Below are 25,701 nucleotides of genomic sequence, written 5' to 3'. Positions count from 1 at the left end.
CTGTGGAACGCGGGCTTCACGGGCCGCACGGCACCGGCGATGATCACGGGCGTCGCGGCGCACGCCATCGTACGGCAGCCGAGTCTGGTCGCCGCGGCGGCGGGTCTCGCCCTGCAGACGCACGCGCACGCGGCCGGCTGGCCCCTCCCGCTCGGCGGGTCGCAGAAGATCGCGGATGCCCTTGCCGCCGACCTGCGTGCCCACGGCGGTGAGATCGTCACCGAGCACGAGGTCGGCTCGCTCGACGAGCTCACGGCGCGCGCCATCGTGCTCGACGTGACGCCACGCGCGCTCGTCCGTCTCGCCGGCGGTCGACGAGAGAGCAGGGGACGGATGCCGACGAGCTATCGTCGGGCGCTGCAACGGTTCCGCTACGGCAGCGGCGCGGCGACGGTGCACTTCGCGCTGTCGGGTCCGGTGCCGTGGGCCGACGCGCGGATCGCGCGTGCCGGCACGGTGCACGTCGGCGGCACACGCGAGCAGATCGCCGCGGCGGAGAATGCGGTGCTGGCCGGGCGACACCCGGCATCCCCCTATGTCCTCGTGGCGCAGCCTTCAGTGTTCGACCCGACTCGCGCTCCCGGCGGGGCGCACGCGCTGTGGACCTACACGCACGTGCCGACGGGATCCGCCCTCGACCGGACCGAGGCGATCACGCAGGCGATCGAGGAGGTGGCACCGGGCTTCCGCGACGTGATCATCTCGTCGCGCAGCGCGACCGCGACCGCGCTCGAGGAGCACAACCCGAACTACGTCGGCGGCGACATCGGGGCGGGCGCCGCCACGCTGAGCCAGTTGCTCGCGCGGCCGGTGCTGCGAACCGATCCGTGGCGCACCCCGATGCGCGGGGTCTATCTCTGCGCAGCGTCGACCGTGCCCGGGCCGGGCGTCCACGGCCAGTCGGGGTGGTTCGCGGCGCGCAGCGTCCTGCGACACGAGTTCGGCATCCGGCATACGCCGTCGCTCTCGCCCTGAATCGCGCCGAGACCGTGCCGAGACCGCGCCGGCTCAGCCCCCGGCGGCGGGCGGCGTCCGCCGGGCTTCGGCAAGCTCGTCCACATACAGCGACCGCTCGTCGATCGTGCCGTTGCGATAGGCCTGGCGCCCGACCATATGGGCCGACAGCGGGGCCGTCGCGAACTGGATCACGACGATCGGCACGAGAAAGGCCACAACCGACCACGATCGCATGGCGAGAGCGATCGCGATGCAGATGAGCACCAGCCCGAGCACTTGCGGCTTGGTGGCCGCGTGCAGGCGGGTGGGCACGTCGTGGAAGCGCAGCAGACCGATCGCCGCGGTGACGCACAGCAACGCTCCGATCAGCACCAGCACGAGAGCGACCAGGTCGAGGATCTCATTCATCGGGCGCCGTCCTTCCTCGCGACGAACCGGGCGATCGCGATCGAGCCGAACACGCCCACCGCGGCGATGATGAGCAGGACCGGCAGTGTGCGGGTGTGATGGTGGATCACCATGTCGGCGCCGAGCGCGCACATGACGAGCGTCAGCAGCACATCCGACGCGACGGCGCGGTCGAGGATCGACGGCCCGATGATGATCCGCCACAGCGTGAGCAGCGCTGCGATCGAGAACGCTGCGTAGATGACGACGATGAGTACGGTCATCGGGTCCCCCCTCCGCTGCGGATCGCCTCCAGCTGTGCGCGCGAGCCGACCGCGCGGACGATGCGCGCCTCCCAGCGCTGCACCGACTCGCGCTGGGAGGCGACGTCGCTGTCGCTGTCGACTCCGATGACGTGCAGGTACAGGATGCGGCGGTCACGATCGATGTCGACGATGAGCGAGCCGGGAATGAGGGATGCCGTGACCCCGACGTGCGTCATGATCAGATCGTCGTCGGTGCGCAGGGGCACGGCGATGATGGCGGTGCCCGGGTAGCGCACCGGATTGATCGTCTGCCAGGCCACCAGCAACGACCCGCGCAGCACGGCGAGGAAGAACATCACGACGAACACCGCGCCGTACCAGAGGTTCACGCGGCCCGACAACTCGACGGCGGGCAACCGGAACACGCGCGTCACGAAGACGGCCACGACGATTCCCGTGACGACGGCGAGCACCGTGAACTGTCCCCACAGCAGCATCCACAGCGCGACCAGCCACACGAAGAACGGAAGCTGGCGCCACACCGCCACCGCGGCCGCCTTCGCCGTCGGGCTCATCGCTGCGCCCCCTGTTCCGACTCGGCCTCTTGCTGGAGCTGGACCAGGGAGATCGGCGTCGCGAGCGAGTCTCCGATCGTCGCGCACAGCTGGTAGAGCGGGCCTGCGAACGCCGTCAGCGCGACGGTGACGGCGACCATTCCCGCCGTGGTCGTCGTCATGATGCGCGGGATGGCTCGACGGCCGCCCTGCTCGTCGGCGGCCGGCGCGTCGCCGAGGTACGAGATGCGCTCGACGACAGCGGGTTCCTCGGCGTGGTCGTCGTCCTCGCGCCAGAAGGCGAGGTTCCACGCGCGCATCAGCGTGTACAGCGTCAAGAGCGATGTGACGACACCGCCGACGACGAGCGTGTACATGAGAGGCGTGCCGACCTGGGCCGCGGCGTCGAACAGCGCGAACTTGCCGATGAACCCGGAGAAGGGCGGCAACCCGCCGAGGTTGACGGCAGGCAGGAAGTACAGCACCGCGATGACGGGAGCGGCGCGCATCAGGCCCTTGACCTTGAGGATCGAGGTCGAGCCGGCCCGCCGCTCGATGAGGCCCACCGCGAGGAACAGCGTCGTCTGCACGACGATGTGGTGGACCATGTAGTAGATCGTCGCGCCGAGGGCGACCGGCGTCGCGACGGCCAGCCCGAACACGAGGTAGCCGACGTGGCTGACGAGCGTGAACGACAGGATGCGTTTCAGTTCGGCCTGCGCCAGCGCACCCAGCACGCCGACGATCATCGTGGCGAGCGCCACGATCAGCAGCAGCGTGTTGACGTCGTTGTCGCGGAAGATCTGCGTCTCGGTGCGGATCATGGCGTACACGCCGACCTTGGTCAGCAGGCCCGCGAACACCGCCGTCACCGGTGCCGGGGCGGTCGGGTACGAGTCGGGCAGCCAGAACGACAGCGGGAAGACGGCCGCCTTGATCGAGAACGCCAGCAGCAGCATGAGGTGCAGCACGAGCTGAGTGGGCTGCGGCAACTCGGCCATCCGCTCCGACAGCTGTGCGATGTTGACGGTGCCGAGCGCGCCGTAGATCGCGGCGATCGCGGCGAGGAACAGGATCGACGAGACGAGCGAGACGACGATGTACACGACGCCGGTGCGGATGCGGGATTCGGTCGAACCCAGCGTGATGAGCACGTACGAGGCCACGAGCAGGATCTCGAACCCGACGTAGAGGTTGAAGAGGTCCCCGGCGATGAACGCGTTGAAGATGCCCGCCGCGAGGATCAGGTATGACGGGTGGAAGATCGTGACGGGCGTATCGTCGTCGCCGTCGGCGGCGCCCTGACCGACCGAGAAGAGGAGGACGGCCAGCAGCACGACGCTCGAGATGACGACGAGGAGCGCTGCGAGCCGATCGACGTACAGCACGATGCCGAACGGAACCGGCCAGCCGCCGACCGAGACGGCGAGCGCCTGCCCCGTCGAGTCGACACTGTACAGCAGCACTGCCGCGATCGCGAGCACGAGGGTGAGGGTCACGACCGAGACGCCGACCTGCACACGGCGCGCACGTCCGAAGATCAGCGCGATGGCCGCACCCAGCAATGGCAGGGTGACGAGGAGTGGAACGAGGGCGCTCACCGCGGCGTCCCTCCTTCGTCGCCGCCGCCCCGTCCGTCTTCGCGTGCGTGACGCGGGCGGTCGATCGGCGCGTCGTCGAGGATGCCGTCGAGGTCGCGGTGACTCAGCACCCTGATGGGGGCGGTTTCGGTGCCGATGAAGTCGGTCGTCGCATCGTCGTCCTCGTCCTCGATCGAGGTCTCGTCGTCCATCTGGTGGTCATCGACACCGCCGCGGTCACGCACGGCGAGGTCCTCTTCGTCGTCGTGGACGATGTCGGCCTGGCCGAGCTGCCACGACCGGTAGATGAGAGCGAGGAGGAATGCCGAGACGGCGAACGTGATGACGATGGCCGTGAGTGTGAGCGCCTGCGGCAGCGGGTCGCTCATGTCGTCCGCGTCGCCGTCACCGAAGAACGGCGCCTCGCCGGGACGTCCCATCACGACGAGGAGGAAGAGGTTCGTGGCGTTGCCGAGCAGCAGGAACCCGATGAGCACGCGGGTGAGACTGCGTTCCAGCATCGCGTAGACGCCGGCGGCGAACAGCACCGCCATGATGACGATGAGCACGATCGAGACCGTCATGCCACGCTCACCCCCCGATCGCGCAGGCCCTGCGTCTGACGATCGACCTCGGCGCCCAGTGAGCGCAGCACGTCGAGCACGAGGCCGATCACGACGAGGTACACCCCGATGTCGAACAGCGTCGACGTCACGAACTCGACGTGCCCGACGACCGGGAGCTCCGCCTCCCAGAACCAGCTCGTCAGCGGCGCGGCGCCGAACAGCAGCGGCACGACGGCGCAGGCGACGGCGAGGGTCATACCGGCGCCGAGCAGACGCCCGGCATCGGTGGGAGCCGCGGCTCCCAGCTCGTAACGCCCTCCGGCGACGTAGCGCATGACGAGGGCCATGCCCGCCACGAGTCCGCCGGCGAACCCACCGCCGGGCAGGTTGTGTCCCGCGAACAGCAGGTAGATGGAGACGACGATGATCGTGTGGAAGAGGATGCGGACGATCACCTCGAGCATGATCGAGCGGTTCTCGGGGCGCACCCGCTGTCCCCCGACGAGCCACGCCTGATGCGTGCTGCGCATATCGGCGCTGCGGGGTCGCGGTCCCTCTGCCGTCTCGATCAGCGGGCGTCTCGTTCGGGTGGCGCCGGTCGGCAGCGGGGCGATCGTCCGCGAAATGAGATCGGAGCGGTGCGTCACGAAGACGAGTGACGCGACACCGGTGGCCGCCAGGATCAGCACCGACAGTTCGCCCATCGTGTCCCAGCCGCGCAGGTCGACGAGGGCGACGTTGACGACGTTCTTGCCGTGGCCCAGTTCGTAGGCGAGCTCGGGGAAGCGATCGGAGATGGGCTCTGCCACGCGTGCGCCGGTGGCCACCATCGCGACCATCGCCATGGTCGCGCCGACCGCGAGGGCCAGCACCGCGCGCGCGACAGGCCAGACCGACGCGTTGTGCTCCCCGAGGCGAGCCGGGATCCGCCGCAGCACGAGGGCGAATGCGACGAGGGTCACCGTCTCCACGAGGATCTGGGTCAGCGCGAGATCCGGCGCACCACTCGTGGCGAACAGCGCGACCATGCCGAGGCCTGTGACCGAGACGAGCACGACGCCCGTGTAGCGCTTGCGCGCGCGCACCGCGAAGATGCCCGCCACGATCATGGCCGGCGCGACCATCAGCTGCATCGGCGTCTGCCAGGCATCCAGCGAGATACGCCAATCCGGGCTAGCAAGCAGGGCCGTGCCCTGGGCTGCGACGAAGACCACGAAGATCGTGCCGACGTACACCGGCAACGATCCGCGCTGCGTGGACGTCGTCGTCCACACCGCCAGCCGCGCAACACCCCGCAGGACCGCGTTGTAGGCGTCGGCCGCGGTGAACGGCAGCATGCGGCGAAGCGCTCGCCCGCGTCGGTAGCTCATCCAGAACAGCCCCGCACCGACGAGGATGCTGCCGAGCGAGAGGAACAGCGCGGGCTCGAGCCCGTGCCACAGCGCGAGGTGGTAGGGATGCGCTTCGTCGCCGTGCGGATTCGGAAGGGTGTCGGCGTAGCCCGAGAACGCCGCATCGAGCACCGGCGCGGCGAATCCGGCGACGACCGTGAGGCCCGACAGCACGATCGGTGCGGCAAGGAAGCCCAACGGCGGGTCGGGCCATTCCGTCGCGGCACGAGGCGCGCCGTCGGCATCCTTCTTGCTCCAGAACGCGCCCCAGATGAACCGCAGGCCGTATGCCGTGGTCAGCATGGATCCGAGCACGATACCGACGAGGGGGATGATCGCGACGGGTGCGCTGCCGCCTTCGATGAGGGAGGTGAGCGCGGCCTCCTTCGCGACGAACCCGACGGTGGGCGCAAGGCCCACCATCGACGCGACCGCGACGATCGAGAACACGGCGAGCGTCGGGGCCTGGCGGCCGACGCCGGAGAGCTCGCCGATGTCGCGCGTCGACAGCTGCCGGTCGATGACGCCGACCACGAGGAACAGCGCCGACTTGAACAGGGCGTGGCCGACGAGGAGCGCGAGGCCGGCGAGCGCGGAGTCGCGTTCGCCGTAGCCCAGCACGACCGTGAGCATGCCGAGCTGGCTCACCGTGCCGAACGCGAGGATGCGCTTGAGGTCGGACTCGCGCATCGCCTGCAGCCCGCCGAGCAGCATCGTGAAGAGTCCGAGTCCGATGACGATCGGGCGCCACGGCTCGCTGTCGGCGAAGGCGGGAGCCAGCCGGGCGATGAGGTAGATGCCGGCCTTCACCATCGCTGCGGCGTGCAGGTACGCGCTCACCGGCGTGGGAGCTGCCATGGCGCCGGGCAGCCAGAAGTGGAAGGGGAAGATCGCGGACTTGCTGAGCGCGCCGACGAGCATCAGCACGATCGCGACGTTCAGCAGCCCTTCGCCGCCGGGCTGCAGCGCTGCGGTTCCGCCGATGATCGCGCTCAGGCTGTGGGTGCCGTAGAGCACCGACAGGATGACGGCGCCGACGAACATGACGAGCCCGCCGAGGGTCGTCACGAGCAGCGCCTGCAGCGCGGCGCGACGGCTCGCGCCGCGCGTGTGATAGAAGCCGATGAGCAGGTAGGAGAGGATGCTGGTGATCTCCCAGAACATCACCAGCACGATGACGTCGTCGGTCAGCACGAGTCCGTACATCGCGCCGGCGAAGCCGAGCAGCACGGCGCTGAACATGCCGACACCCGCTTTGTTGCCGTCGAAGTACCACCGGCAGTAGATGAGTACGAGCGCCCCGACACCGGTGACGATGAGCGTCAGCACCCAGCCGAGGACGTCCATGCGCATCGACAGATCGATGCCCAGGTGGGGGATCCACGCGACCGACTCCGTCGGCACGGGTCCGCTCAGAACCGAGGAGGTCAGCAGCAGTGCGTGCGCGAACGCCGCGATCGGCAGGAGCGCCGCAACGAGGAAGACACGTGGCCCGAGCCGGCCGTAGAGCCACGGCAACACCAGCGGCAGGACCGCGAACGCGGCCAGAAGCGCAAGCAAACTGGCCTCCTGACGGGTCGCGGGGGGTCGGAGTCCCAGTCTACCGGCCGGTCAGCGGGGCGGCGGCGGAGCGGTTGTATTCCCGTGGCGGAATGTCGACGTGAGCAGGACGGATGCCGGGATACGGCCGTCCAGCAGGGCTGCGACGGCAGCGCCGGCGGCGCGGCCTTTGTCCGTGGCCGGCTGGGAGAGCGTCGTCAACTCATACGGGGCCAGGCCGTCCACCGGCACGCCGTCGAACCCGGTCACGCTGACGTCCTCGGGCACACGCAGCCCCGCCTCCGCTGCGGCGCGGATGACTCCCGCCGCGAGCAGATCGCTCTGCGCGATGACGGCGGTCGGGAGGTCGTCCCGGTCCCCCGCGTCGGCGAACAGCACACGGCCGGCCGCAAAGCCCTCGTCGATCGAGCTGTGAGCCGTCGCGTACGCCGGCGCGTAGGGAAACACCTCGCGCGCACCGCGCAGCCGGTCACGAGTGACGTCGATCGTGACGTCGGCGCCGGGAGCGATCCACCCGCGCGTCCCGGCGGCATCCTGCCACAGCGCCGCGATCACGACTTTCGTGTGCCCGAGATCCCGCAGATGCTCGGCCGCGCGGCGCTGTGCCTCACGATTGTCGAGCACGACGCGGGGGATGTCGAAGCCGGCATCCCCCTCGACGACGACGACGGGGATGCCGCGGGCCCGCACGTCGGGCAGTGTGTCCCGCAGCGACGCGTCGCAGCCGATGAGCACGGCGGCGTCGATCGACGCCGTCATAAGGGTGGGCGCGTTCGCGCTGTCGATGGCGGCATCGCGTCGCAGCAGCAGCAGTCCCGCGCCGAGCGGCGCGACGGCTTCGGCGAGACCGTCCATCATCAGGCGCTGCACCGGGTCGAGGAACATGAGGTTCAACGATGAGCCGACGACGACGGCGACGATGCCGCTGCGTCCGCGGCGCAGCGAGGCCGCGCGGGGATCGGGTCCGGTGTAGCCGAGGGTGGCAGCGGCGTCCAGCACCTTCTGGCGGGTGGGGACGGAGACCGGGGTCTTGCCGCTGAAGACCACCGACGCCGTGGAAGGCGAGACCCCCGCCTCACGGGCGACGTCGGCGATCGTTGCGCGACGGTTCGACATCTGCCGATGGTAACGCCGCGGCGAGACACCCGTCGAATCGATTCGGTAGACTCTCCGGGTGAGCTCCACCCTGACGCGCGTGCGACTCGTGCATTGGCGCACGGCGATCTTCGCTCTTTTCCTGCTGTGCGGTCTCGTCTTCGCCTCATGGGCATCGCGCCTGCCGGCGGTGAAGCAGAACCTCGGCATCGGCGACTTCGAGGTCGGTATCCTGCTGTTCGCGATGGGGGCGGGTTCGCTGGCCGGCGTGCTGTCGGCGAACGTCATCGTTGCGCGGTGGGGTGCCAGGCGCGGTCTTTCGGTCACGCTGGTCGGCATTTCCGTGGGACTCGTGATCGCCGCCGTCGGCGTGGACGCGGCTGTCTCGTATCCGATCGCGGTGATCGGGCTCGCGCTCATGGGGCTGTGCTTCGGGGCGACCGACGTCATGATGAACGTCGAGGCAGCGGCCGTCGAACAGGCGTTCGCACGCACCCTCATGCCGCTGTTCCATGCGTTCTACAGCCTCGGAACGGTTGCCGGCGCCGGCATCGGAGTCGCGATGGCGTCTTGGGACGTCGGCGCGACCTGGCACCTCGGCGCAGCGGCCGCGGTCGGCCTCGTGGTCAGCGTCGTCTCGTTGCGGTTCATCCCGGCCCGAGACCTCGCCGACGACGGTCCCGCCGAGACGCCGACGCGACGCGAGCGGCTGACGGCTGCGCTCGCGGTGTGGCGCGACCCGCGCACCTATGCGATCGGCGCGATCGTCCTCGGCATGGCGTTCGCGGAGGGCAGCGCCAACGACTGGCTGACTATCGCCGTCGTCGACGGGCACGGCCAGGTCGAGGCGGTCGGCGCGATCGCGCTGACGGTCTTCTCGGTGTCGATGACCGTGTTCCGGATGATCGGCGGACCCATCGTGGACCGGATCGGCCGAGTCTGGACCTTGCGCATCCTCGCGATCGCCGCGGGTGCGGGCCTGATCGTGTTCATTCTTGCGCCGAACCTGCCGATCGCCTTCGTCGGGATCGCCCTGTGGGGCGCGGGCGCTTCGCTCGGGTTCCCCCTCGGCATGTCCGCCGCGGCGGACGACCCGAGCAAGGCCGCGGCATCCGTGTCGGCGGCGGCGACGATCGGATACATCGCGTTCTTGTGCGGACCGCCCGTGCTGGGCTGGATCAGCCACCAGATCGGCATCCTGAACACCCTGTGGATCATCGTCGCGCTCATCGCGATGAGCGGCTTCGCCTCGGGCGCCGCGGCGCCGATCGCGGGCTCGAAGGTGGGCGCCGGGGCGCGCTGAGCGCGGCACACCCCTCTTCGTCAGGCCCAGCCCCGCCGCCGAGTCAGCCCGTTTCCGCCGAGTGTGCCGGTCATTGCGCGTCCACAACCGGCGCACTCGTCCACAACCGGCGCACTCGGTGTCAGATGAGGAGTGGCGCGGCAGCGCCCATCAAGAGCTGAGCCGAGGCGCCGCATCTCTGTACCAGATCAGGTACACGGGGTAGGATGGACCCCATGAACTCGATGACCGTCAGCCAGGCCCGCGCGAACTTCGGCCGGGCGCTCGACCAGGTGATCGAGGACCGCGTCGAACTCATCATCTCGCGGAAGGCGGGTGACGTCGTGCTCGTTTCCCGCGACGAGTACGACTCGCTGATCGAAACGCTTCATCTCCTGAGCAGCCCCGCGAATGCCGCCGCTCTCGCCACGGCGCAGCGCCAGGTGGAGGAGGGTCAGACGGTCCGCCGCGGGCTGTTGCGATCGTGACCGAGGACGACCTCGAATGGGCGGAGATCGCCTGGCAGCAGTACGAGTGGTGGGACCGCAACGACAAGAGGGTCCGCGACCGGATCAACAAGCTCATCGAGTCGGCCCTTGCGACGCCCTTCAGCGGGATCGGCAAGCCCGAGCCGCTGCGCGGCAACCTCACCGGACGCTGGTCCCGGCGCATCACGAGGGAGCATCGGCTCGTCTACGAGGTCCGCGACGGGCGGCTCGTGATCCATCAGTGCCGTTTCCACTACTAACTCGAAAGTCCCGTGACGTGACACAGATTTGCTTGCCCCGCGGCGCGGCAGCGCCTCTGAAAAGCTGAGTTGCCCGCGAGTCGGCGCACTGGCCGCGGCTCCGGCGGGCGGGGTCGGGCGGAAGCGATTCAGCCTTCCGGCGCGCCCGCTGCCTGCGTGTCCTGCCGACGTTGCGGATGAAGCCAGCCGCGGAACGCACGCGTGAGCAGCGGCATGACGATGAAGCTCAGCAGGGTGACGAGCGTGACCGAGAGGATCAGCGTCACGACGGGCACCGGCATGCCCACGATGAGCGGGCCCAGCAGCAGGAGCAGCAGCGTGATGAGAGGATAGACCGCGATCCACGTGAGGATCGCCAGCTTCCAGCGGGGCGGCGGGGTCATTGCGCGTATGCCTCGTTCTCGATGTCCCCGACGAGCGTCGGGCCGGTGGGATGCCAGTCGTAGGCCGCACGGGTCGCCGTGCTCGAGGCGACCACGTCGGCGCCGAAGAACCCGCCGATGAAGCCGAAGTGCGCCACGGCATCCGCGGGGTCGATCGAGACGGGCTCCAGCCCCAGCGAACGGCCGACGGCCGAGCCGATCCATCCGCTGGCTCCGGTCACGAAAATTCTCATGTCGGCATCCTTAATGTCAGTGTATGACATCAGACTAGCACGCCATGTCAGAGTCTGTCATCGCTAGCATGGAGAACATGGCGCGTTGGCTCGCCGGCTCGGAAGGCCGGCTGAAGCAGGCCGCGCTCGATTTGTTCGTCGAGCGCGGGTTCGACGCGGTCACGGTCGCCGACATCGCCGAGACCGCGGGCGTCACGGAGCGGACGTTCTTCCGCTACTTCGCCGACAAGCGCGAAGTGCTGTTCGTGAACCACGCCGCCTATCACGCCTACTTCCTCGACGCCCTCGCCGCGTCGGACGCGACCACTCCGATCGGACTCGTCGAAGCGGCCCTTCGCGGGGGAGCGGACTTCTTCCCGCTCGAGCGGCGCCCGCAGTCGCGGATCCGCCAGCGGGTCATCGACTCGAGTCCCGCCCTGCGGGAACGCGAATCGCTCAAGCAGGTCGCTCTGGCCGACGCGCTCAGCGCCGCCGTGACAGCGCGCGGCGTCGATCCTCTCGCGGCTTCGCTCGCGGTGCAGAGCGGCGTCGCGGCATTCCAGCTCGCCTTCGCCGCCTGGCTCTCCGACGAACAGGAGCGCCCGTTCGTCGCGCACCTCGACGACACCCTGGGCGAGCTCAAGCGGGTCCTGGGCTGACGGCGCGCGCCACGACTCCCGCTTCGGTCGCGGTTTGCGGGCGCAATTGGTCGCTCCGCGTAGACGAGACTTTCGCTACGAGAGCCGCTTTGCGAGGTAGACGAGTTCGACGCCGTCGTGCAGTGCCTCGCGTCTGGTTTCGGCGTAGCCCTCGCGCACGTAGAGCCTGATGTTCGCCCAGCTCAAGTGGCCGGTGAACAACTCGGCACGCGTCGCCTCCGAATCATGCTCGGCCACGCGGAGAAGCGTGGTTCCGAGCCCTTTGCCCTGCTGATCCGGGGCAACCGTCATCCGTCCGATGTGAACGGTTCCGTTCTCCACCGTCCAGCGAACCGCGGCAACGATCCTCGCGCCGCCCATCGCAACGACACCGCTGCCGACGCGCAGCTCGTCCTCGACGGTGATCCTTCGCGTTCGTAGCCCATTCATCGGTACACGCTACTCGCCGCTCCGAGCATCCACCGCCGCCTGTCAGACTTGAACAGTGCGTCTCGTCATCGCCCGCTGCTCCGTCGACTACACCGGCCGCCTCAACGCCCATCTGCCGCTCGCGACGCGCCTGCTGATGCACAAGAGCGACGGGTCACTCCTCGTCCACTCCGACGGCGGGTCGTACAAGCCGCTGAACTGGATGAGCCCGCCTTGCACGTTGACGGTGGAAGAGCCGGATGCCGAGTCGCGCGCGGCCGGCGTCATCGAGCACTGGCGGGTCACGCACGCCAAGAGCGGCGACGCGCTCCTCGTGCGCATCTACGAGGTGCTGCACGATTCCGCTCACGAGCTGGGCATCGATCCCGGCCTGCAGAAGGACGGCGTCGAAGCCGACCTGCAGCGGCTGCTCGCCGAGCAGGTCGATGTGATCGGCGACGGCCTCACGCTCGTGCGGCGAGAGTTCCCGACGGCGATCGGCCCCGTCGATCTGCTGTTGCGCGCGCCCGGCGGCGGCACGATCGCCGTCGAGGTCAAGCGGCGCGGCGACATCGACGGCGTCGAGCAGCTGACCCGCTACCTCGAACTGCTGGGCCGCGACCCCCACCTCGCGCCGGTGAGCGGAGTGTTCGCCGCTCAGGAGATCAAGCCGCAGGCGAAGGTGCTCGCAGCCGACCGCGGCATCCGGTGCGTAACGCTGGACTACGAGGGCATGAAGGGCGTCGAGTCCGGCATCCCTCGCCTGTTCTAGCGCCTCGCGGGCGCTCTCGCGAACCCCAGCGCCCCGGTCCCACCCTGACTGACGAGCGCGACTTGCCGGGAATGGCCGCATCCACAACCCCGCGACGACCAAACACGGCAAGTCGCTGACGGCGGCACCGCGGCGAGACCCCCGGCATCCCACCCATAGGCTGGAACCATGGCTTCGAGATCACCCTGGACGTGCGTGCTGTGGGACGTGGACGGCACTCTCGTCGACGCGTCGGAGGGGATTCTGCGGCGTCTCGCGCTCGCGCTCACCCACTTCGGCAAGCCGGCACCCACGCGCGAAGAGCTCGTGCACTGGATCGGACCGCCCATGTTCGAGTCGTTCCAGAAGAACGTCGGCATGTCACCGGAGGAATCTGCGGAGGCCGTCGCGTACTACCGCACGATCGGCCGCGCCGACGGCTACACGACCGGTGCGCGCCTCTACCCGGGGATGGCGGACCTCGTCACCGAACTCGCACGCGCCGGCATCCCCCAGGCGACGGCCAGTTCCAAGCCAGAGATCCAGGTCGCTGCGCTGATGGAGCACTTCGACCTCGCACCGTCGCTTCAGGCGATCGTCGGCGCGACGCCGGACGAGAAGACACTGGCCGACAAGGCCGCCATCGTTGCGGAGGCGCTGCGCCAACTGGCGGCGACAGGAGCCGATACGACTCGTCCAGTGCTCGTCGGCGACCGGCATCACGACATCGACGGCGGCGCTGCGAACGGCGTGCCGGTGATCTTCGTGCGCTGGGGATTCAGCTGGCCGCACGAATCGGAGGGCGCGACAAGAGTCGTCGACACACCCGACGAGTTGCGCGCCGTGCTCCTGGTTCCCGAACCGCTCGACGACTGATCCCCGAGCCGCACGACGACGCGTCCGAGGAGCGACGCAACCGAGGACCGCGCGAGCGCGGCACCCGTGATGCCGACGGCTCGCCGGAGTACCCCGATGGCACCCGGCGGGCCGCGACCTGATTACAGCGGGCGGATGTTCTCCGCCTGCAGGCCCTTGGGGCCCTGTGCGATCTCGAACTCGACGCGCTGGTTCTCCTCGAGCGAACGGTAGCCGCTCGACTGGATCGCGGAGTAGTGCGCGAACACGTCTGCGCCGCCCTCATCCGGGGCGATGAACCCGAAGCCCTTCTCCGAGTTGAACCACTTGACGGTGCCCTGCGTTGCCATGAACTGCCTTACTGATGCGAAAGTCTCGCCTTCCCGAGGCAGGTTTCCTCGCCCCACGGCGCGGCCGCGCCCCTGAAAAGCTGACGTGCGAAGACGACGCGACTGCGCCGCCGGTCCCACGCTAACGGTTCCGCGCCGACCCGCGCTCGACAGTGGCGATATTGGTGACATAAACGTTGCATAACACGCGGGCCATGCCACGACGAGGACCGCTCCGTGGTACTCGGTACCATGGCTACCGGATCCGCGTTCCTGCTCCACGCGTCGTACACTGAGTGCGCGATGTCCACAACGCTTCCTCCTGTCCGGCTCCGCGGCGGCATGATCCTCAGTGATGAGGTCTATGCGTGCATCGGAGCGGCCATCCTCGACGGCACGCTTCGGCCCGGTGAGCAGTTGCGTGACGTCGATCTGGCCGCGCAGCTCGGCGTCTCCCGCACGCCGGTGCGCGAAGCGCTGCAGCGCCTGGAACGATTCGGGCTCGTCGAGATCGCGGTCGGACGCTATACCCGGGTGTCCGATCCGAACGACCGCATGCGCGATGAAACCGGCGTCTTCACGGCCTACTTCATGGGGAATGCCCTCCGCATGGCCCTGCTCAGTGCAAGCGAGGAGCAAGTGGCGGACATCCTGGAGAAGTTGGATGCCGTCATCGAGAGCGTCCACGAAGCCGACCCGCTCGGGGTCTTCGAACGATCGACGGTGCTGTTCACCACGGTCACCCGAGCGACTGGCAACACGATCTTCATCGGCTTCATCCGTGAGGCCGCCCTCGCGATCGAGCGGAACCTGCGCGGCTGGGTGCCGTTCATCGCCGGGCCGATCTCGCGGGCCGAAGGCTACGATCTGCTGCGCGCGCAAGTCGCGTCACGGGATGCCGACGGTGCCGAGCGGACGCTTCGGATGCTGCACGGGGTGGTCTGAGTCGGCGTTCTGGCCGCTCCGTTGGGAGGGCCGCTCCGTTCGAAGGAAATGGCGGTGTTACGTCGCCGAAACGAGTGCTCGCTAGCCTAGCGGTACGGCCGCCGCGGTGACCGTACCGCCTGCACCTCGCTGGAGTGCCCCGACTCCCCATCGACCGTGTGCACGGTCGATGTCGCGCCCGACGCCGCCCCAAGCCGCCCAACGAGAGACCGGGTATTCGCATGAGCACCGTTGCCCCGACCGATGCCGCGATCGACACAAAGACACTGCTGAGCTTCCGCGATGTCGAGATGACTTTCCCTGGCGGAACGGTCGCCCTCCGCGGTGTCGACCTCACCGTCAAGCGTGGCGAATTCGTCACCGTGGTCGGACCTTCGGGGTGCGGCAAGTCGACGCTCCTGCGCATCGCGTCCGGACTCGAGACCGCCAGCGACGGCGAAGCGGTCATGTCGACCGACCGCATCGGGTATGTCTTCCAGGACGCGACGTTGCTGCCCTGGCGCACCGTCCGCGAGAACGTCGAACTGCTCGCCGAGCTCAATGAGCAGCCGAAGGCCGTGCGTCGCAAGAAGGCCGGCGAGACGATCGAACTCGTCGGGCTGACCGGATTCGAGAGCCACTTGCCTCGGCAGTTGTCGGGCGGCATGCGCATGCGTGCGTCGCTGGCACGCTCACTCACGCTCGAGCCCGAGCTCTTCCTGTTCGACGAGCCGTTCGGCGCGCTCGACGAGATCACGCGCGAGAGCCTCAACGACGAACTCATACGACTGTTCACCGAGACCCACTTCGCGGGCCTGTTCATCACGCACTCGGTGTCGGAGGCGGTCTACCTCTCGACCAAAGTCGTCGTCATGTCGGGCCGCCCCGGTCGCATCGTCGATCAGTTCGAGGTGCCGTTCGACATGCCGCGCGATCCCGAGATCCGCTACACGGGAGAGTTCGCGCGCCTCGTCGGCGAGATCTCGCACGCCCTGCGGGAAGGACACCACTGATGACCACGAACGCGCGCGAAGCAGACACCGAACCCGAACATTCCGGCCTCATCGCCGCCGAGACGATCGCCCCCGAGGTCGGCGCGGCGGCGCTCGCAGCGACGGATGCCGCGGTCTCCGGCGGGGCGAGTGCCGCTTCCGAGGCGAGTGCCGCTTCCGGGGCGCGACCCCGGCGCGCGCTGCCCATCTGGACGCAGACGAGCTATTGGCTGCCGCCGCTCGTCCTGCTCGCCCTCATCATCGTCGTGGTCTACATCGTCAACGCCGCCCTCGGCACGCGCGGGTTCCTCCTGCCGCGACCCGAGCAGGTGCTCGCCGTGTACTTCGACCCGAAGACCGGACCCGACATCCTCGCGGCACTGTGGGTATCGGCACAGGTCGCGCTCGTCGGGCTCGTCGTGGCGATCATCGTCGGCGTCGCGTGGGCGATCGTCATGAACCGCGCGAAATGGGTCGAGCGCACGACGTTTCCCTACGCCGTGATCCTGCAATCCATACCGATTCTCGCCGTGGTTCCGCTCATCGGGTTCTGGTTCGGCTACGAGTTCTTCGCCCGCGTCGTGGTGTGCGTGCTCATCGCCCTGTTCCCGATGGTGTCGACGACGCTGTTCGGTCTGCAGTCGGTCGATCGCGGGCAACGCGAGCTGTTCCAGCTGCAAAAGGTGAGCAGGTGGGTCATGCTGCGCAAGCTCGAGTTCCCCACCGCGCTCCCCTCGATCTTCCTGGGCATGCGTACCTCGGCCGGCCTGTCAATCGTCGGTGCCGTCGTCGGTGACTTCTTCTTTCAGCGCGGTGAACGAGGCATCGGCGGACTCATCGCGACCTATCAGTCCCGCCTGCAGGCTCCCGAACTGTTCGCCGCGATTCTTGCTGCGGCACTGTTCGGTGTCGTCATCTTCCTGTTCTTCGGCTGGCTCGGTCGCCGAGCCGTCGGCAAGTGGTACGACTTCGGCTGAGCCGAGGTTCCTCAGGGCTCAGAACGGCCCGTCGAAGCGGGGATTCCCCACCGGAAGCGGCAGTGGCCCCCAGGCCATCGCGCGCGCGTACATCTCGTCGAGCGCGGGGCGCACGATCGCAGCTCCCCGGGACAGCTCCGGGGTGACATCGCGACGGAAGCGTTCGGCGGCCTCCGCGATCTCGGCTCGCAGCGCATCCTCGTCCACGAGCGCGAGGCGGCGATCGCGCAATACGACGCGGCCGCGCACGATCGAGGTCTGCACGGCCTCCGAGCCGACGCTGAACGCGAGCTGACGGCGCTCGTCGTGCAGCGGAAGAAAGCCCCAATCATCGCGGTCGAGCAGGATGATGTCGGCGTCGCGGCCGACCTCGATCGTGCCGATCCGATCCTGAAGACCCGCCGAGCGCGCGCCACCGAGGGTGACCATGCGGTAGACGTCTTCGGCGCCGATCCACTCCCGGTAGTCGGTCGTGCCGACCTTGTGCACCATCGACGCGAGCTTGATGGCGGCGAAGATGTCGGCGGTATCGGCGGACGCGACCCCGTCGCAGCCGAGGGCAACGGTGACCCCGGCTGCGAGTAGCCGCCGGACGGGCGCCGTGCCCGACCCGAGCTTGAGGTTCGCGAGCGGATTGTGGGTGATCGCGCACTGGGCCTCGCCCATGAGCTCGATGTCGTGCGGCGTCAGCCAGATCGCGTGGTTCATCGTGAGTCGGCTCGTCAGCGCGCCGAGGTCGCGCAGGCGTTCGACGAGTGTGCGACCGTAGTGCACCTGGCCCGTGACCGCCTGAGTGCGGGTCTCCAGCACGTGGCAGTGGATCGGCACATCATCCGCTGCGGAGATCGCCGCGACCTCCTCGAGCAGCCGGTCCGTGCAGCGCTGCGGTCCGCAGGGGCCGAGGATGATCCGGATGCCGTCTTCGCCCGCGGCATCGTGCCCGTCGGCATCCCGCCCGTTCCACCGCGCGACCTGATCCCGATACAGGTCGAGCTGGTCACGCCAGTCGAGCCGAGTCGGTGCCGAGAACTCCGTCGCGAGCTCGGGCGACAGCAGATCGGAGACGAAGGGCAGACTCCCGGTGAAGCTCTCGTCCCACATCGACGAGGTGATGTTGGCTCGGAGCCCCAGGTCGCGATACGCGGTCGCGGTCGCGTCGACGGCGTTCGGGTCGAAGGCCATGGAGATGACGTCGTCCTGCAGCATGGTCACGCCCGACCGCACCGAGACGATGCCGACGAGCATCGCCCGCAGATAGTGGTCGCGCCAGGTCAGCGCGGGCGACCCGGTCGGCGGGTAGACCTCGGCGAGCCAGAGCTCCAGTGGCAGATTGTCGTAGCGCCCCATCTCGAAACCCTCGTTCGAATGCATGTGCGCGTCGACGAAACCGGGCAGCACGAGCGACCGGGAGGCGTCGATGATCTCGTCCCCCTCGGCCGCGACGAGATCCGGGCCGACCGCGGCGATCAGTCCGTCGCGCACGAGCACGTCTGCGCGCTCGTGGACGGTTCCCGCCGCGTCGCCCACGGTGACCCGCCCGTTCTTGATGAGGATGCCCATGAGCCCATCATGACCATCCCTCTCCCGTGGTGCCCGGGCCGGATGCCGACATGTCCACATGTCGCCAACCTCATGAAACACGGACGTGACGTGAGCATGCCATTCTTCGAGAATGCTCATGCACGGACTCCTGCTCGATGCCGCCGAACGCACGCCCACGGCCCCCGCGGTCCGATGGGTCGACCGCGATCGCACGCTCACCTATGCCGAGGCCGTCGAGGCCATGGCCGCCTCGGCCGCCGCGCTCGCGTCGCTCGGTGTGCGGCCCGGCGACCGGGTCACGATCATCGCCTACAACGGGCTCGACTACCTCACGACCCTCTTCGGCTGCTGGCACCTCGGCGCCATCCCGGCGCTCGTCAACGTGCGCTTCGCCGAAGAACTCGACTACTACTTCGCCGACCACGAGCCCACCGTCGTGGTCTTCACCCACCACATCGCCGACCAGGTGCGCGCCGCAGCGGCCGGAGCTCCTTCGGTCCGGGCCCTCGTGTGCATGGACGGCGAGCAGGAGGGCGCCATCGGTCTCGGCGAGCTCGTCGCCGGGGCGCACGCGTCCGTCCCGATCGCGACCGAACCCACCGCGATCGCACACCTCTCCTACACCTCGGGCACGACGGGACGGCCCAAGGGCGCGGCCCTGATGCACGAGCCGACCGTCACGGCCGCGCGGGTCATCGGCGAGCGGCTGCGCATCACCGCCGCCGACGTCTCGTTCGGCCCGAGCGCACTCTCGAGCTCGTACCAGCTCGTCGCCAACCTGCTCCCCGAGTTCGCGGTCGGCGCGACGAGCAATGTGATGGGATGGTGGACGGCCGAGACCGGTCTCGCCGCGATGCGGGATGCCGGGGCCACCGTGCTCGTCGGCAATCCGCCCCTGCTGCAAGAGGTGCTCGACGGCGCGCGGGCCGGAGCGCCGACCCCCGACCTGCGCATCGCGGTCTCCGGCGGTGGGCCCGTTCCGCCGACGCTGCGGCGCGCGTTCGCGCGGGAACTCGGCATCCCGCTCGTCGAGAGCTACGGCCAGTCGGAACTCGGCGGCTTCGTCGCCCTCGGCTTTCCGATCCCGCGCGATGACGAGTCGCAGCGGATCGGACCCGCGCTGCCCGACAAGGAAGTGCGCGTGCTCGGACCGGACGGTGCACCGCTGCCGACCGGACGACTCGGCGAGATCGCCCTGCGGGGCGGGTTCATGCACGGCTACTGGGGCAAGCCCGAGAAGACGGCGGAGGCGCTGGCCGGCGGATGGTTGCACACCGGCGACCTCGGCGTCATCGACGATGACGGCTGGATCACGATGCGCGCCCGCCGCGCCGAGCTCGTCGAGACCGATGCCGGGCTGTGGTTCCCGCGCGACGTCGAAGAAGCGCTGCTGACACGCGACGAGGTCGCCGAGGTCGCGCTCATCGGCCTCGAACGCGACCGTGCGACCGCCGCGGTGGCGGTGATGGTCCTTGTCGCGGATGCCGAAGACGACGCGCTCGATGAGGACGCGTTGCGCACGCACCTTGTCGCGGCGACACCGGGCTACCCCGTCGAATCACTGCAGTTCGCGACGGTGCAGGCCATGCCGATGACGCCGACCGGAAAGATCGCGCGCGCCCAGTTGCGCGACCTGCTCAGCTGACGAACGGCCAGCCCGGCTAGCCCCCCGCGCGGCCCCAGGCGGCACCGAGGCCGAAGAGGGTGTGCGCCCCGTAGTGGTCCATCGCCGCCGAGACCCGGCGCCCCGCCGTGCGCGACGAGATGCCGAGCACGCGGGCCGCCGTCTCGAGCGTTGCGCCCTCCCGCATGAGGCGCAGCAACGGCACCCAGTCCCCTGCTTCGGAATCGAGTTCCTGCGCGGCATCCCAGAGCCGGTCGAACAGTGCCCCGACCGCGGTCGCGATGGCGCGATCCTCGACCCGACTCGCGCTCGTCGGCGCCGATGCCCCCCACTCGAGCGGAATGCACGCCACCTCACGGTCGTGCAGCCAGAACCAGCTCGGCGGGTCCGGAAGCACGCGCAGCGCGACACCTGCCTCGCGGAACGGCATCAGGCGATCGCCCTGCTCACGGTCAGCGATCACCTCCGGCGTGACGATCCACCGCACCTCGCCACCGGCCGCCGTGATGTCGGCGACGAGGTCGAGGCGGCGCTGGTCGAAGGATGCCGAGGCGTCAGACAGCGGCAGGCCCGCCGGGAGCACCCAGTCCGAGCGCGCCGGGAGGCCGCGCTTGACCTGTCGCAGCCAGAGCTCGTCACCGGCGTGCGGGGCGTGGATGGTCTCCACCCGCAACGCGTAGGCGTGCGACGATTCCCCGATCCACCAGTTCTGCATCACCGGAGGCAGCTGTTCGGCGAGTTCGCGGACCCGGCCGATCGTCTGCTCGAAGCGCGCCCGCTCGGCGTCGAGCTCGCCGACGACGTGCTCTGCAATGCGGCGATCCGGCAGGTGGTAGAAGATGCTCGTGCCGTCGAAGTCGATGTAGTTCTCGCGATCGAGCTCGCCCAGCACGGCGGCGACGCGTCCGGGTTCCCAACCGAGCAGTTCAGCGAGATCCGCGGCATCCCGCGTGCGTCCCCGCAACGCGGTGGTCAGCAGCACGAACTGGTCCGGCGACATGGAGCCACCCTATCCATGCGTGTGCGGCGTCCCGGCGCACGACGACGGGCCGGTCGTCGGGATCGACCGGCCCGTCTCGCGGGGAAAGACCCGGGAACTCAGAACCCGATGGATGGGTCGATGAACTCGTTCGTGTACAACTGGTCGGGCGAGAACCCGTCGGGGATGGTGATGCCGGCATCCTTGTAGATCGGCGCGACCTGGTCGAACAGGGTCGAGACCCGATCCGCCTCGAAGTCACCGACGGTGTCGTTACTGCCGTTGCCGACGAGGCCTTCGTCGACCTGGGTCTCGACCGAGTAGTCGGCGACGCCCTGGCTGTAGACCCAGCCGGTGTCGTACGCCTCGACGGCGGCGAGGATGATGGCGTTGGCCGCATCCGGCGACGCGTAGTAGTCGACGGTCGCCTGCTGCAGCACCGGCACGAGCGCCTTGAGGCAGTCGGAGTTCGCCTCGATCACGTCGGGCTTGCCGGCGAGCGTCTGGGCATACCGCTGGAAGCCGGCGTCGTAGATCAACTGGTAGTCGACCGGCTTGCCCCACTCCGGCACCTCGTGCTCGTAGATGTAGGGCTCGGCCGAGGCATATCCTTGCTGGGCGACCTTGCCTCCCTCGGCGATGAAGGTCGCCGGGAGCCCGTCGTAGGTGCTGTCCACCTGGTCGGCCGAGACGATCCCGCTGCCGATGAACCAGTCGATGAAGGTCTGGCCCGAGAAGGTACGGATCGTGATGTCCTGCGTGCCGAGGTCGGCGATGGAGGTGACGTCGGGGTAGGTCGCCGGGTCCCACTGGATCATCTGCGGGTCCTTCTCCAGCGGCGCAAGGACGGCGAGCGTGGGGCGGTCGGCGTAGGCGTTGATGGCGTCATCCGTGCCGACGTAGCCGAGCAGCAACGAGTCGTCGGTGTAGAGCTGGGTCGTCGGCGAGGCGAATCCGATCGCCGGTCCCCCGGCGAGGATCGTCACGTCGACGCCGGTGTACTCTCCCGATGCCATGAGAGGCCCAGTCAGCGACTTGACGCTCGTGTCGAAGGAGTAGTCCTCGCCGAGCAGTTCGTAGAGCGGCCCGTGCTCGGCTTCGGGGTTCCAGTCCGTCTGGATGCGGACATCGGCCGGGCAGCCCGCGGCTGCGAGGTCGATCGCGCCGATGGGGGCTTCGGAGGCTCCGTCGGAGGCGCCGCCGGACTCCGGCGTCGAGCCGCTGCAGCCCGCGAGGACCAGGGCGCCGGCGGCGAGAGTGGTGAGCGCGACGGAGCGCGTGAGGGTGCTGTGCATGAGGTTCTCCCGTCGTGGGGACGCACGAGGGGGCGACGACCGCGCACGGCGACGGCGACCCGCCTTGCGTCGATGCGATGCGGTGGATGATTTCGGGTGGTGCCGGAAGGTGACGTGCTGCGGTGCTGCGGTGCTGCGGTCTCCATTGTGGGGACTTCCGAAACACGCCACAACCGCCGGAACCCGTCATGGCTTGATTAGGTCAGGCCGCCTGGGAGCGGGGCGAGCGGTGAGGGTGGGGGCTGGGTGCGGTGCGGTGCGGTGCATGCCCCGCGCGGCGGCAGCAATGTCGGTGGTCCCTCGTAGTGTCGGGGTATGGAGATCCGGTTCATCACCCCGTCGGCGGACATCGATCCGCAGGCGGAGTTCTGGGCGGATCCGGGCGCGTGGGCGGACGATGACGTTGCGGCACCGGACGAGTGGGACGACGAGGACGTCCGTTCGGAGTCGGCCGAATACGCGGCCCTGCACGAGGCAGTGCGGGCCGCGCAGGACATCTTCGACGTCGATGGTGTCGTCCGGCATGCACGCGCGGCGGTGGCTGAGCAAGATGCGCTGTTCCACTCGATCCTGACGCGCGCGGCGGCCGATCCGGTTCCGTGGGTGGGACCCGACCCGACGCTGGATCCGCTGTGGCAGCCGCGGAAGGGTGAGACGGTCGCGTCGGTGCGTGCCCGTCGCCGCAACCTCGCCGTCCGCGCGGCAGCGGCCGACATCGGCGTCCGCGTCGGACTGACCGACAATCAGGTCCGTAACCGGGCGCGCCGGGCCGGCGTCCTGTCCGCACGGACCCCTCGGGTGTGGGAAGCTGCGCTTGCCGGAGAGGTGTCGGAGCAGAACGTCGGCACCACGGCGGAGCTGGCCGCGTCTCTCCCGGACGATGACCCCGCGTCGTGGGCGACCTTCGACGAGGCGATCTGCCGGATTGCGGCGACAGTGGCGCCGGGCAGGTTCCGCACGCGTGCCCGGGCTGCTCGTGAGCGCGCCCACCGGGAACCGTTGCAGCAACGCCACAAGCGCGCCGCCGACGGCCGGCGCGTCTGGGTGGACCCGCTGCTCGACGGGATGGCGCAGGTCACCGCGATCCTTACCGCCGCCGACGCCCACGCGATCGACGCGCAGCTCGACGACCTCGCCACCCACCTCGCCGACGCAGACGGGGAGACCCGCACGAAAGCGCAGCTGCGGGTGGACGCGTTCCGGGACGTGTTCTTCCGGGGTGCGCACGCGGCGGCGAAAGAAGCCAAAGACCACAGCGGTGCGTCGTTCGGCGGGGCGGCTTTCGGTATCGTGCCGACCGTCCGGATCACGATCCCCGTACTCACCCTGCTGGGACACACCGACGAGCCCGCGACCCTCGACGGTTACGGGCCGATCGACCTCGATACCGCGAAACGGCTCGCGGCGAACGCTGACAGCTGGATCCGCGTGCTCACCCACCCGGTGACGGGAACCGTCATGGACGTCGACCGCCGGGCATACAAGGTCCCGGAGGATCTGAAGCGGCTGATCCGCATCCAGTACCCGACCTGCGCGTTCCCCGGTTGTCAGAGACCGTCCGAGAAGTGCGATCTCGACCACCGCATCCGCTGGGCAGACGGAGGCACCACGAGCCGCGCCAACCTCACCCCGGAATGCGCAGCCCACCACCCCGTCAAAGACGAGACGCTCTGGAGCCTGCATCAAGACCCCGACACCACTGGGCTCTCCTGGGTCAGCCCCACGGGCCACCAGACAGACCTCGACCCGCCACCCTTCTAGAGGACGGACCACCCCGGGGGCCGGTGTCGGTCCAGACCGCGGATACCGGTCGGATCAGCTCTCCTCAGCCCACGCGGCGGGTCACGAGTCGCGCTCGGCGAGCCGCTGCGCGTGCAGCTCGGCCAGGTGCGCGCGCATGTCGGCCGCGCTGATCGCGCGCGAGGGGTCGGCGCGCAGCTCGTCGTAGGAGGCGACGACCTCGGTGCGCAGCCACGTCTCGATGGCTTCCTCGCGGGCGAACAGGGCGCGCAAGCCGTCGCGGACGACCTCGCTCTCACTCGCGTAGGCGCCAGAAGTCACGCGCTCCTTCAGCGCCTCGGCCATGTTCGTGGGGAGGGTGATGCTGAGCTGCTTCGTCGTGCGCATGATCGAACCTCGCTTCGATAGGACTCAATCCTATCCCGATGGCGCGTCAACGAAAAATGACCCCGACCTGGAGCTTAATACTCCTGGTCAGAGCCATTTTCCTACTGTGCGCGAGGGGGGAGTTGAACCCCCACGCCCTTTCGGGCACTGGCACCTGAAGCCAGCGCGTCTGCCTATTCCGCCACTCGCGCGAGTCGCGGCATCCGGAGATGACGCGTACTCAACTTTCCGAGGATATCACGGTCGGCGTGGGTGCTGCGCGGGCGCGTATGCAGGCTCCTTCAGGCTGTGCAACTAGCATGTGAGCACCGGTCGGCGAGCCTGAGGAGCCCCGTGGGACTACTGGACAGCTTCGAGAAGGGTCTCGAGCGCGCGGTCAACAGCGCGTTCGCGAAGTCCTTCCGCAGCGGCATTCAGCCCGTCGAGATCGCCGCAGCCCTGCGCAGCGAGCTCGACGTGAAGGCCGTCGTCGTCAGCCGCGACCGCATCCTCGCACCCAATGCCTTCGAAGTGAGGCTCGCGCCGGCGGATGCCGAGCGCATGCGCTCCCTCGGCTCGACCCTCGACGACGAGCTGCTCGCTCTCGTGAAGAAGCACGCCAAGGCGCAGGGCTTCAGCTTCGCAGGCCCCGTGACCATCTCACTCGCCGCCGACGAGCAACTGCCCACCGGCACCCTGCGCATCGGCTCGCAGACCGCCGCGGGACAGGTCGCCTGGCGGGGCGTCGTCGATATCGCCGGCAAGCGCTACCCCCTCGCGAAGGGCCGCACCGTGATCGGTCGCGGCAGTGACGCCGACATCACGATCCCGGATGCCGGGACAAGCCGCCGCCACGTCGAGATCCTGTGGGACGGCGAGCGCGCAATGGTCCGCGACCTCGGCTCCACCAACGGCACCGAGCTCGGGGGCGTCAAGGTCTCCGAGGCACCGCTGCCGCCGGACTCCGTCATCACGATCGGCCGCACCGACATCACCTTCCACGTCGTCGCCCAGGCCACCCCGCCCAGACCTAATGGACCCAATGGACTCAATGGACCCAATGGACAGGGAGCCGCCCGATGACGAGCGAGTTGACCCTCCTGCTGCTGCAGATCGGTTTTCTGATCCTGCTGTGGTTCTTCGTGTTCGCCATCGTGTACTCGCTGCGCGCCGACCTGTTCGGCGTGAAGGTGCGTAAGCTCCCCGACCCGGCGCCGGCCGCCGCCGCGCCCGCGGCATCCACCCCCGCGCCCCCACCCGCATCCGCTCCCACCACCCC

28 protein-coding genes, 1 tRNA gene and 1 pseudogene are annotated in these 25,701 nt (G+C 69.0%); 14 read left to right on the top strand and 16 right to left on the bottom strand.

The features are described from left to right. Positions 1 to 975, top strand: a 975-nt coding sequence (locus WBP48_RS00400) for a phytoene desaturase family protein (protein ID WP_424434421.1), incomplete at its 5' end; no start/stop codon positions are given. Positions 976 to 1,008: 33 nt separating this feature from the next. Here the strand turns inward: WBP48_RS00400 and mnhG are convergent. The 7 genes from mnhG to WBP48_RS00365 are packed head-to-tail and all read right to left on the bottom strand — an operon-like array spanning position 1,009 to position 8,377. Continuing rightward, positions 1,009 to 1,365, bottom strand: a complete 357-nt coding sequence (mnhG, locus tag WBP48_RS00395; protein ID WP_424434418.1) for a monovalent cation/H(+) antiporter subunit G — start codon at positions 1,363 to 1,365, stop codon at positions 1,009 to 1,011. Continuing rightward, positions 1,362 to 1,628 carry a monovalent cation/H+ antiporter complex subunit F gene (locus tag WBP48_RS00390; RefSeq protein ID WP_424434415.1) on the bottom strand — a complete coding sequence of 89 codons (267 nt, stop codon included), beginning with the start codon at positions 1,626 to 1,628 and terminating at the stop codon, positions 1,362 to 1,364. Before WBP48_RS00390 ends, mnhG begins: the two co-directional genes overlap by 4 nt. Next, positions 1,625 to 2,185, bottom strand: coding sequence for a Na+/H+ antiporter subunit E (locus WBP48_RS00385; protein WP_424434412.1), 561 nt, complete (start codon positions 2,183 to 2,185; stop codon positions 1,625 to 1,627). The genes WBP48_RS00390 and WBP48_RS00385 overlap by 4 nt, the downstream gene beginning before the upstream one ends. Next, positions 2,182 to 3,765 carry a Na+/H+ antiporter subunit D gene (locus tag WBP48_RS00380; RefSeq protein ID WP_424434409.1) on the bottom strand — a complete coding sequence of 528 codons (1,584 nt, stop codon included), beginning with the start codon at positions 3,763 to 3,765 and terminating at the stop codon, positions 2,182 to 2,184. The genes WBP48_RS00385 and WBP48_RS00380 overlap by 4 nt, the downstream gene beginning before the upstream one ends. Beyond that, positions 3,762 to 4,328 (bottom strand): Na(+)/H(+) antiporter subunit C, encoded by a 567-nt coding sequence (locus tag WBP48_RS00375; RefSeq protein ID WP_424434406.1) that lies wholly within the window; start codon positions 4,326 to 4,328, stop codon positions 3,762 to 3,764. The genes WBP48_RS00380 and WBP48_RS00375 overlap by 4 nt, the downstream gene beginning before the upstream one ends. Continuing rightward, a complete protein-coding gene (locus WBP48_RS00370) occupies positions 4,325 to 7,261 on the bottom strand; it encodes a Na+/H+ antiporter subunit A (RefSeq protein ID WP_424434403.1) in 2,937 nt (978 codons plus the stop codon). The genes WBP48_RS00375 and WBP48_RS00370 overlap by 4 nt, the downstream gene beginning before the upstream one ends. Positions 7,262 to 7,312: 51 nt before the next feature. Beyond that, the gene (locus tag WBP48_RS00365) at positions 7,313 to 8,377 is read right to left on the bottom strand and encodes a LacI family DNA-binding transcriptional regulator (RefSeq protein ID WP_424434400.1); all 1,065 of its coding nucleotides are present in this window, start codon (positions 8,375 to 8,377) and stop codon (positions 7,313 to 7,315) included. 58 nt (positions 8,378 to 8,435) lie between these two features. On the opposite strand from WBP48_RS00365, the gene WBP48_RS00360 reads away from it, so the two are divergent. The 3 genes from WBP48_RS00360 (at position 8,436) to WBP48_RS00350 (ending at position 10,386) form a co-directional block, all read left to right on the top strand. Beyond that, on the top strand, positions 8,436 to 9,659 hold the full coding sequence (locus tag WBP48_RS00360; RefSeq protein ID WP_424434397.1) for an MFS transporter: 1,224 nt from the start codon (positions 8,436 to 8,438) through the stop codon (positions 9,657 to 9,659). Positions 9,660 to 9,874: 215 nt separating this feature from the next. After that, positions 9,875 to 10,126, top strand: a complete 252-nt coding sequence (locus tag WBP48_RS00355; protein WP_424434394.1) for a type II toxin-antitoxin system Phd/YefM family antitoxin — start codon at positions 9,875 to 9,877, stop codon at positions 10,124 to 10,126. After that, the gene (locus tag WBP48_RS00350) at positions 10,123 to 10,386 is read left to right on the top strand and encodes a Txe/YoeB family addiction module toxin (protein WP_424434391.1); all 264 of its coding nucleotides are present in this window, start codon (positions 10,123 to 10,125) and stop codon (positions 10,384 to 10,386) included. Before WBP48_RS00355 ends, WBP48_RS00350 begins: the two co-directional genes overlap by 4 nt. Positions 10,387 to 10,514: 128 nt before the next feature. On the opposite strand, the gene WBP48_RS00345 is transcribed toward WBP48_RS00350, so the two are convergent. Next, entirely contained in the window at positions 10,515 to 10,769 is a 255-nt protein-coding gene (locus WBP48_RS00345) for a hypothetical protein (protein ID WP_424434388.1), read from the bottom strand. Continuing rightward, positions 10,766 to 11,002, bottom strand: a complete 237-nt coding sequence (locus WBP48_RS00340; protein WP_424434386.1) for a hypothetical protein — start codon at positions 11,000 to 11,002, stop codon at positions 10,766 to 10,768. The genes WBP48_RS00345 and WBP48_RS00340 overlap by 4 nt, the downstream gene beginning before the upstream one ends. 77 nt (positions 11,003 to 11,079) lie before the next feature. Between WBP48_RS00340 and WBP48_RS00335 the strand changes: the two genes are divergently transcribed. After that, positions 11,080 to 11,640 (top strand): TetR family transcriptional regulator, encoded by a 561-nt coding sequence (locus WBP48_RS00335; RefSeq protein WP_424434383.1) that lies wholly within the window; start codon positions 11,080 to 11,082, stop codon positions 11,638 to 11,640. Between the two features lie 75 nt (positions 11,641 to 11,715). On the opposite strand, the gene WBP48_RS00330 is transcribed toward WBP48_RS00335, so the two are convergent. Beyond that, positions 11,716 to 12,069: a GNAT family N-acetyltransferase gene (locus WBP48_RS00330; RefSeq protein ID WP_424434380.1), complete on the bottom strand. Its 354-nt coding sequence runs from the start codon at positions 12,067 to 12,069 to the stop codon at positions 11,716 to 11,718. Between the two features lie 55 nt (positions 12,070 to 12,124). On the opposite strand from WBP48_RS00330, the gene nucS reads away from it, so the two are divergent. Beyond that, a complete protein-coding gene (nucS, locus tag WBP48_RS00325) occupies positions 12,125 to 12,820 on the top strand; it encodes an endonuclease NucS (RefSeq protein ID WP_424434377.1) in 696 nt (231 codons plus the stop codon). 168 nt (positions 12,821 to 12,988) lie between these two features. Then, positions 12,989 to 13,675: an HAD hydrolase-like protein gene (locus WBP48_RS00320; protein ID WP_424434374.1), complete on the top strand. Its 687-nt coding sequence runs from the start codon at positions 12,989 to 12,991 to the stop codon at positions 13,673 to 13,675. Positions 13,676 to 13,797: 122 nt separating this feature from the next. Here WBP48_RS00320 and WBP48_RS00315 read toward each other — a convergent pair whose 3' ends face one another. Then, positions 13,798 to 14,004, bottom strand: coding sequence for a cold-shock protein (locus tag WBP48_RS00315; protein WP_424434371.1), 207 nt, complete (start codon positions 14,002 to 14,004; stop codon positions 13,798 to 13,800). Between the two features lie 282 nt (positions 14,005 to 14,286). Between WBP48_RS00315 and WBP48_RS00310 the strand changes: the two genes are divergently transcribed. The 3 genes from WBP48_RS00310 (at position 14,287) to WBP48_RS00300 (ending at position 16,876) form a co-directional block, all read left to right on the top strand. Then, positions 14,287 to 14,928: a GntR family transcriptional regulator gene (locus tag WBP48_RS00310; RefSeq protein ID WP_424434368.1), complete on the top strand. Its 642-nt coding sequence runs from the start codon at positions 14,287 to 14,289 to the stop codon at positions 14,926 to 14,928. A gap of 221 nt (positions 14,929 to 15,149) precedes the next feature. After that, positions 15,150 to 15,920: an ABC transporter ATP-binding protein gene (locus WBP48_RS00305; protein WP_424434365.1), complete on the top strand. Its 771-nt coding sequence runs from the start codon at positions 15,150 to 15,152 to the stop codon at positions 15,918 to 15,920. Beyond that, the gene (locus tag WBP48_RS00300; protein ID WP_424434362.1) at positions 15,920 to 16,876 is read left to right on the top strand and encodes an ABC transporter permease; all 957 of its coding nucleotides are present in this window, start codon (positions 15,920 to 15,922) and stop codon (positions 16,874 to 16,876) included. Before WBP48_RS00305 ends, WBP48_RS00300 begins: the two co-directional genes overlap by 1 nt. Positions 16,877 to 16,894: 18 nt before the next feature. Here WBP48_RS00300 and WBP48_RS00295 read toward each other — a convergent pair whose 3' ends face one another. Beyond that, on the bottom strand, positions 16,895 to 18,436 hold the full coding sequence (locus WBP48_RS00295; protein ID WP_424434359.1) for an amidohydrolase family protein: 1,542 nt from the start codon (positions 18,434 to 18,436) through the stop codon (positions 16,895 to 16,897). A 118-nt stretch (positions 18,437 to 18,554) separates the two neighbouring features. Between WBP48_RS00295 and WBP48_RS00290 the strand changes: the two genes are divergently transcribed. Continuing rightward, positions 18,555 to 20,063: a class I adenylate-forming enzyme family protein gene (locus WBP48_RS00290; RefSeq protein ID WP_424434356.1), complete on the top strand. Its 1,509-nt coding sequence runs from the start codon at positions 18,555 to 18,557 to the stop codon at positions 20,061 to 20,063. A gap of 16 nt (positions 20,064 to 20,079) precedes the next feature. Here the strand turns inward: WBP48_RS00290 and WBP48_RS00285 are convergent, their stop codons facing one another. Both WBP48_RS00285 and WBP48_RS00280 read right to left on the bottom strand, forming a co-directional pair. After that, positions 20,080 to 21,042 carry a hypothetical protein gene (locus WBP48_RS00285; protein ID WP_424434353.1) on the bottom strand — a complete coding sequence of 321 codons (963 nt, stop codon included), beginning with the start codon at positions 21,040 to 21,042 and terminating at the stop codon, positions 20,080 to 20,082. Positions 21,043 to 21,140: 98 nt separating this feature from the next. Continuing rightward, positions 21,141 to 22,316, bottom strand: coding sequence for an ABC transporter substrate-binding protein (locus WBP48_RS00280; RefSeq protein WP_424434350.1), 1,176 nt, complete (start codon positions 22,314 to 22,316; stop codon positions 21,141 to 21,143). 315 nt (positions 22,317 to 22,631) lie between these two features. Here WBP48_RS00280 and WBP48_RS00275 point away from each other — a divergent pair, with 315 nt between their 5' ends. Continuing rightward, positions 22,632 to 24,077, top strand: a complete 1,446-nt coding sequence (locus WBP48_RS00275; protein WP_424434347.1) for a DUF222 domain-containing protein — start codon at positions 22,632 to 22,634, stop codon at positions 24,075 to 24,077. A gap of 81 nt (positions 24,078 to 24,158) precedes the next feature. Here WBP48_RS00275 and WBP48_RS00270 read toward each other — a convergent pair whose 3' ends face one another. Continuing rightward, a complete protein-coding gene (locus WBP48_RS00270; protein ID WP_424434344.1) occupies positions 24,159 to 24,443 on the bottom strand; it encodes a ribbon-helix-helix domain-containing protein in 285 nt (94 codons plus the stop codon). A 107-nt stretch (positions 24,444 to 24,550) separates the two neighbouring features. After that, positions 24,551 to 24,634, bottom strand: a tRNA-Leu gene (locus tag WBP48_RS00265). 142 nt (positions 24,635 to 24,776) lie between these two features. Between WBP48_RS00265 and WBP48_RS00260 the strand changes: the two genes are divergently transcribed. Beyond that, on the top strand, positions 24,777 to 25,505 hold the full coding sequence (locus WBP48_RS00260) for an FhaA domain-containing protein (RefSeq protein ID WP_424434342.1): 729 nt from the start codon (positions 24,777 to 24,779) through the stop codon (positions 25,503 to 25,505). Further along, positions 25,502 to 25,701 (top strand): annotated as a pseudogene (locus WBP48_RS00255) (FHA domain-containing protein FhaB/FipA); the annotation flags it as partial. The gene WBP48_RS00260 and the pseudogene WBP48_RS00255, both read left to right, overlap by 4 nt.

The sequence above is a fragment of the Microbacterium sp. genome, from assembly GCF_049661145.1.
In the GTDB taxonomy this organism is placed as follows: domain Bacteria; phylum Actinomycetota; class Actinomycetes; order Actinomycetales; family Microbacteriaceae; genus Microbacterium.
The sequence above is the reverse complement of the archived record's forward strand: the minus strand, read 5'-3'. Positions and strand labels throughout refer to the sequence as shown.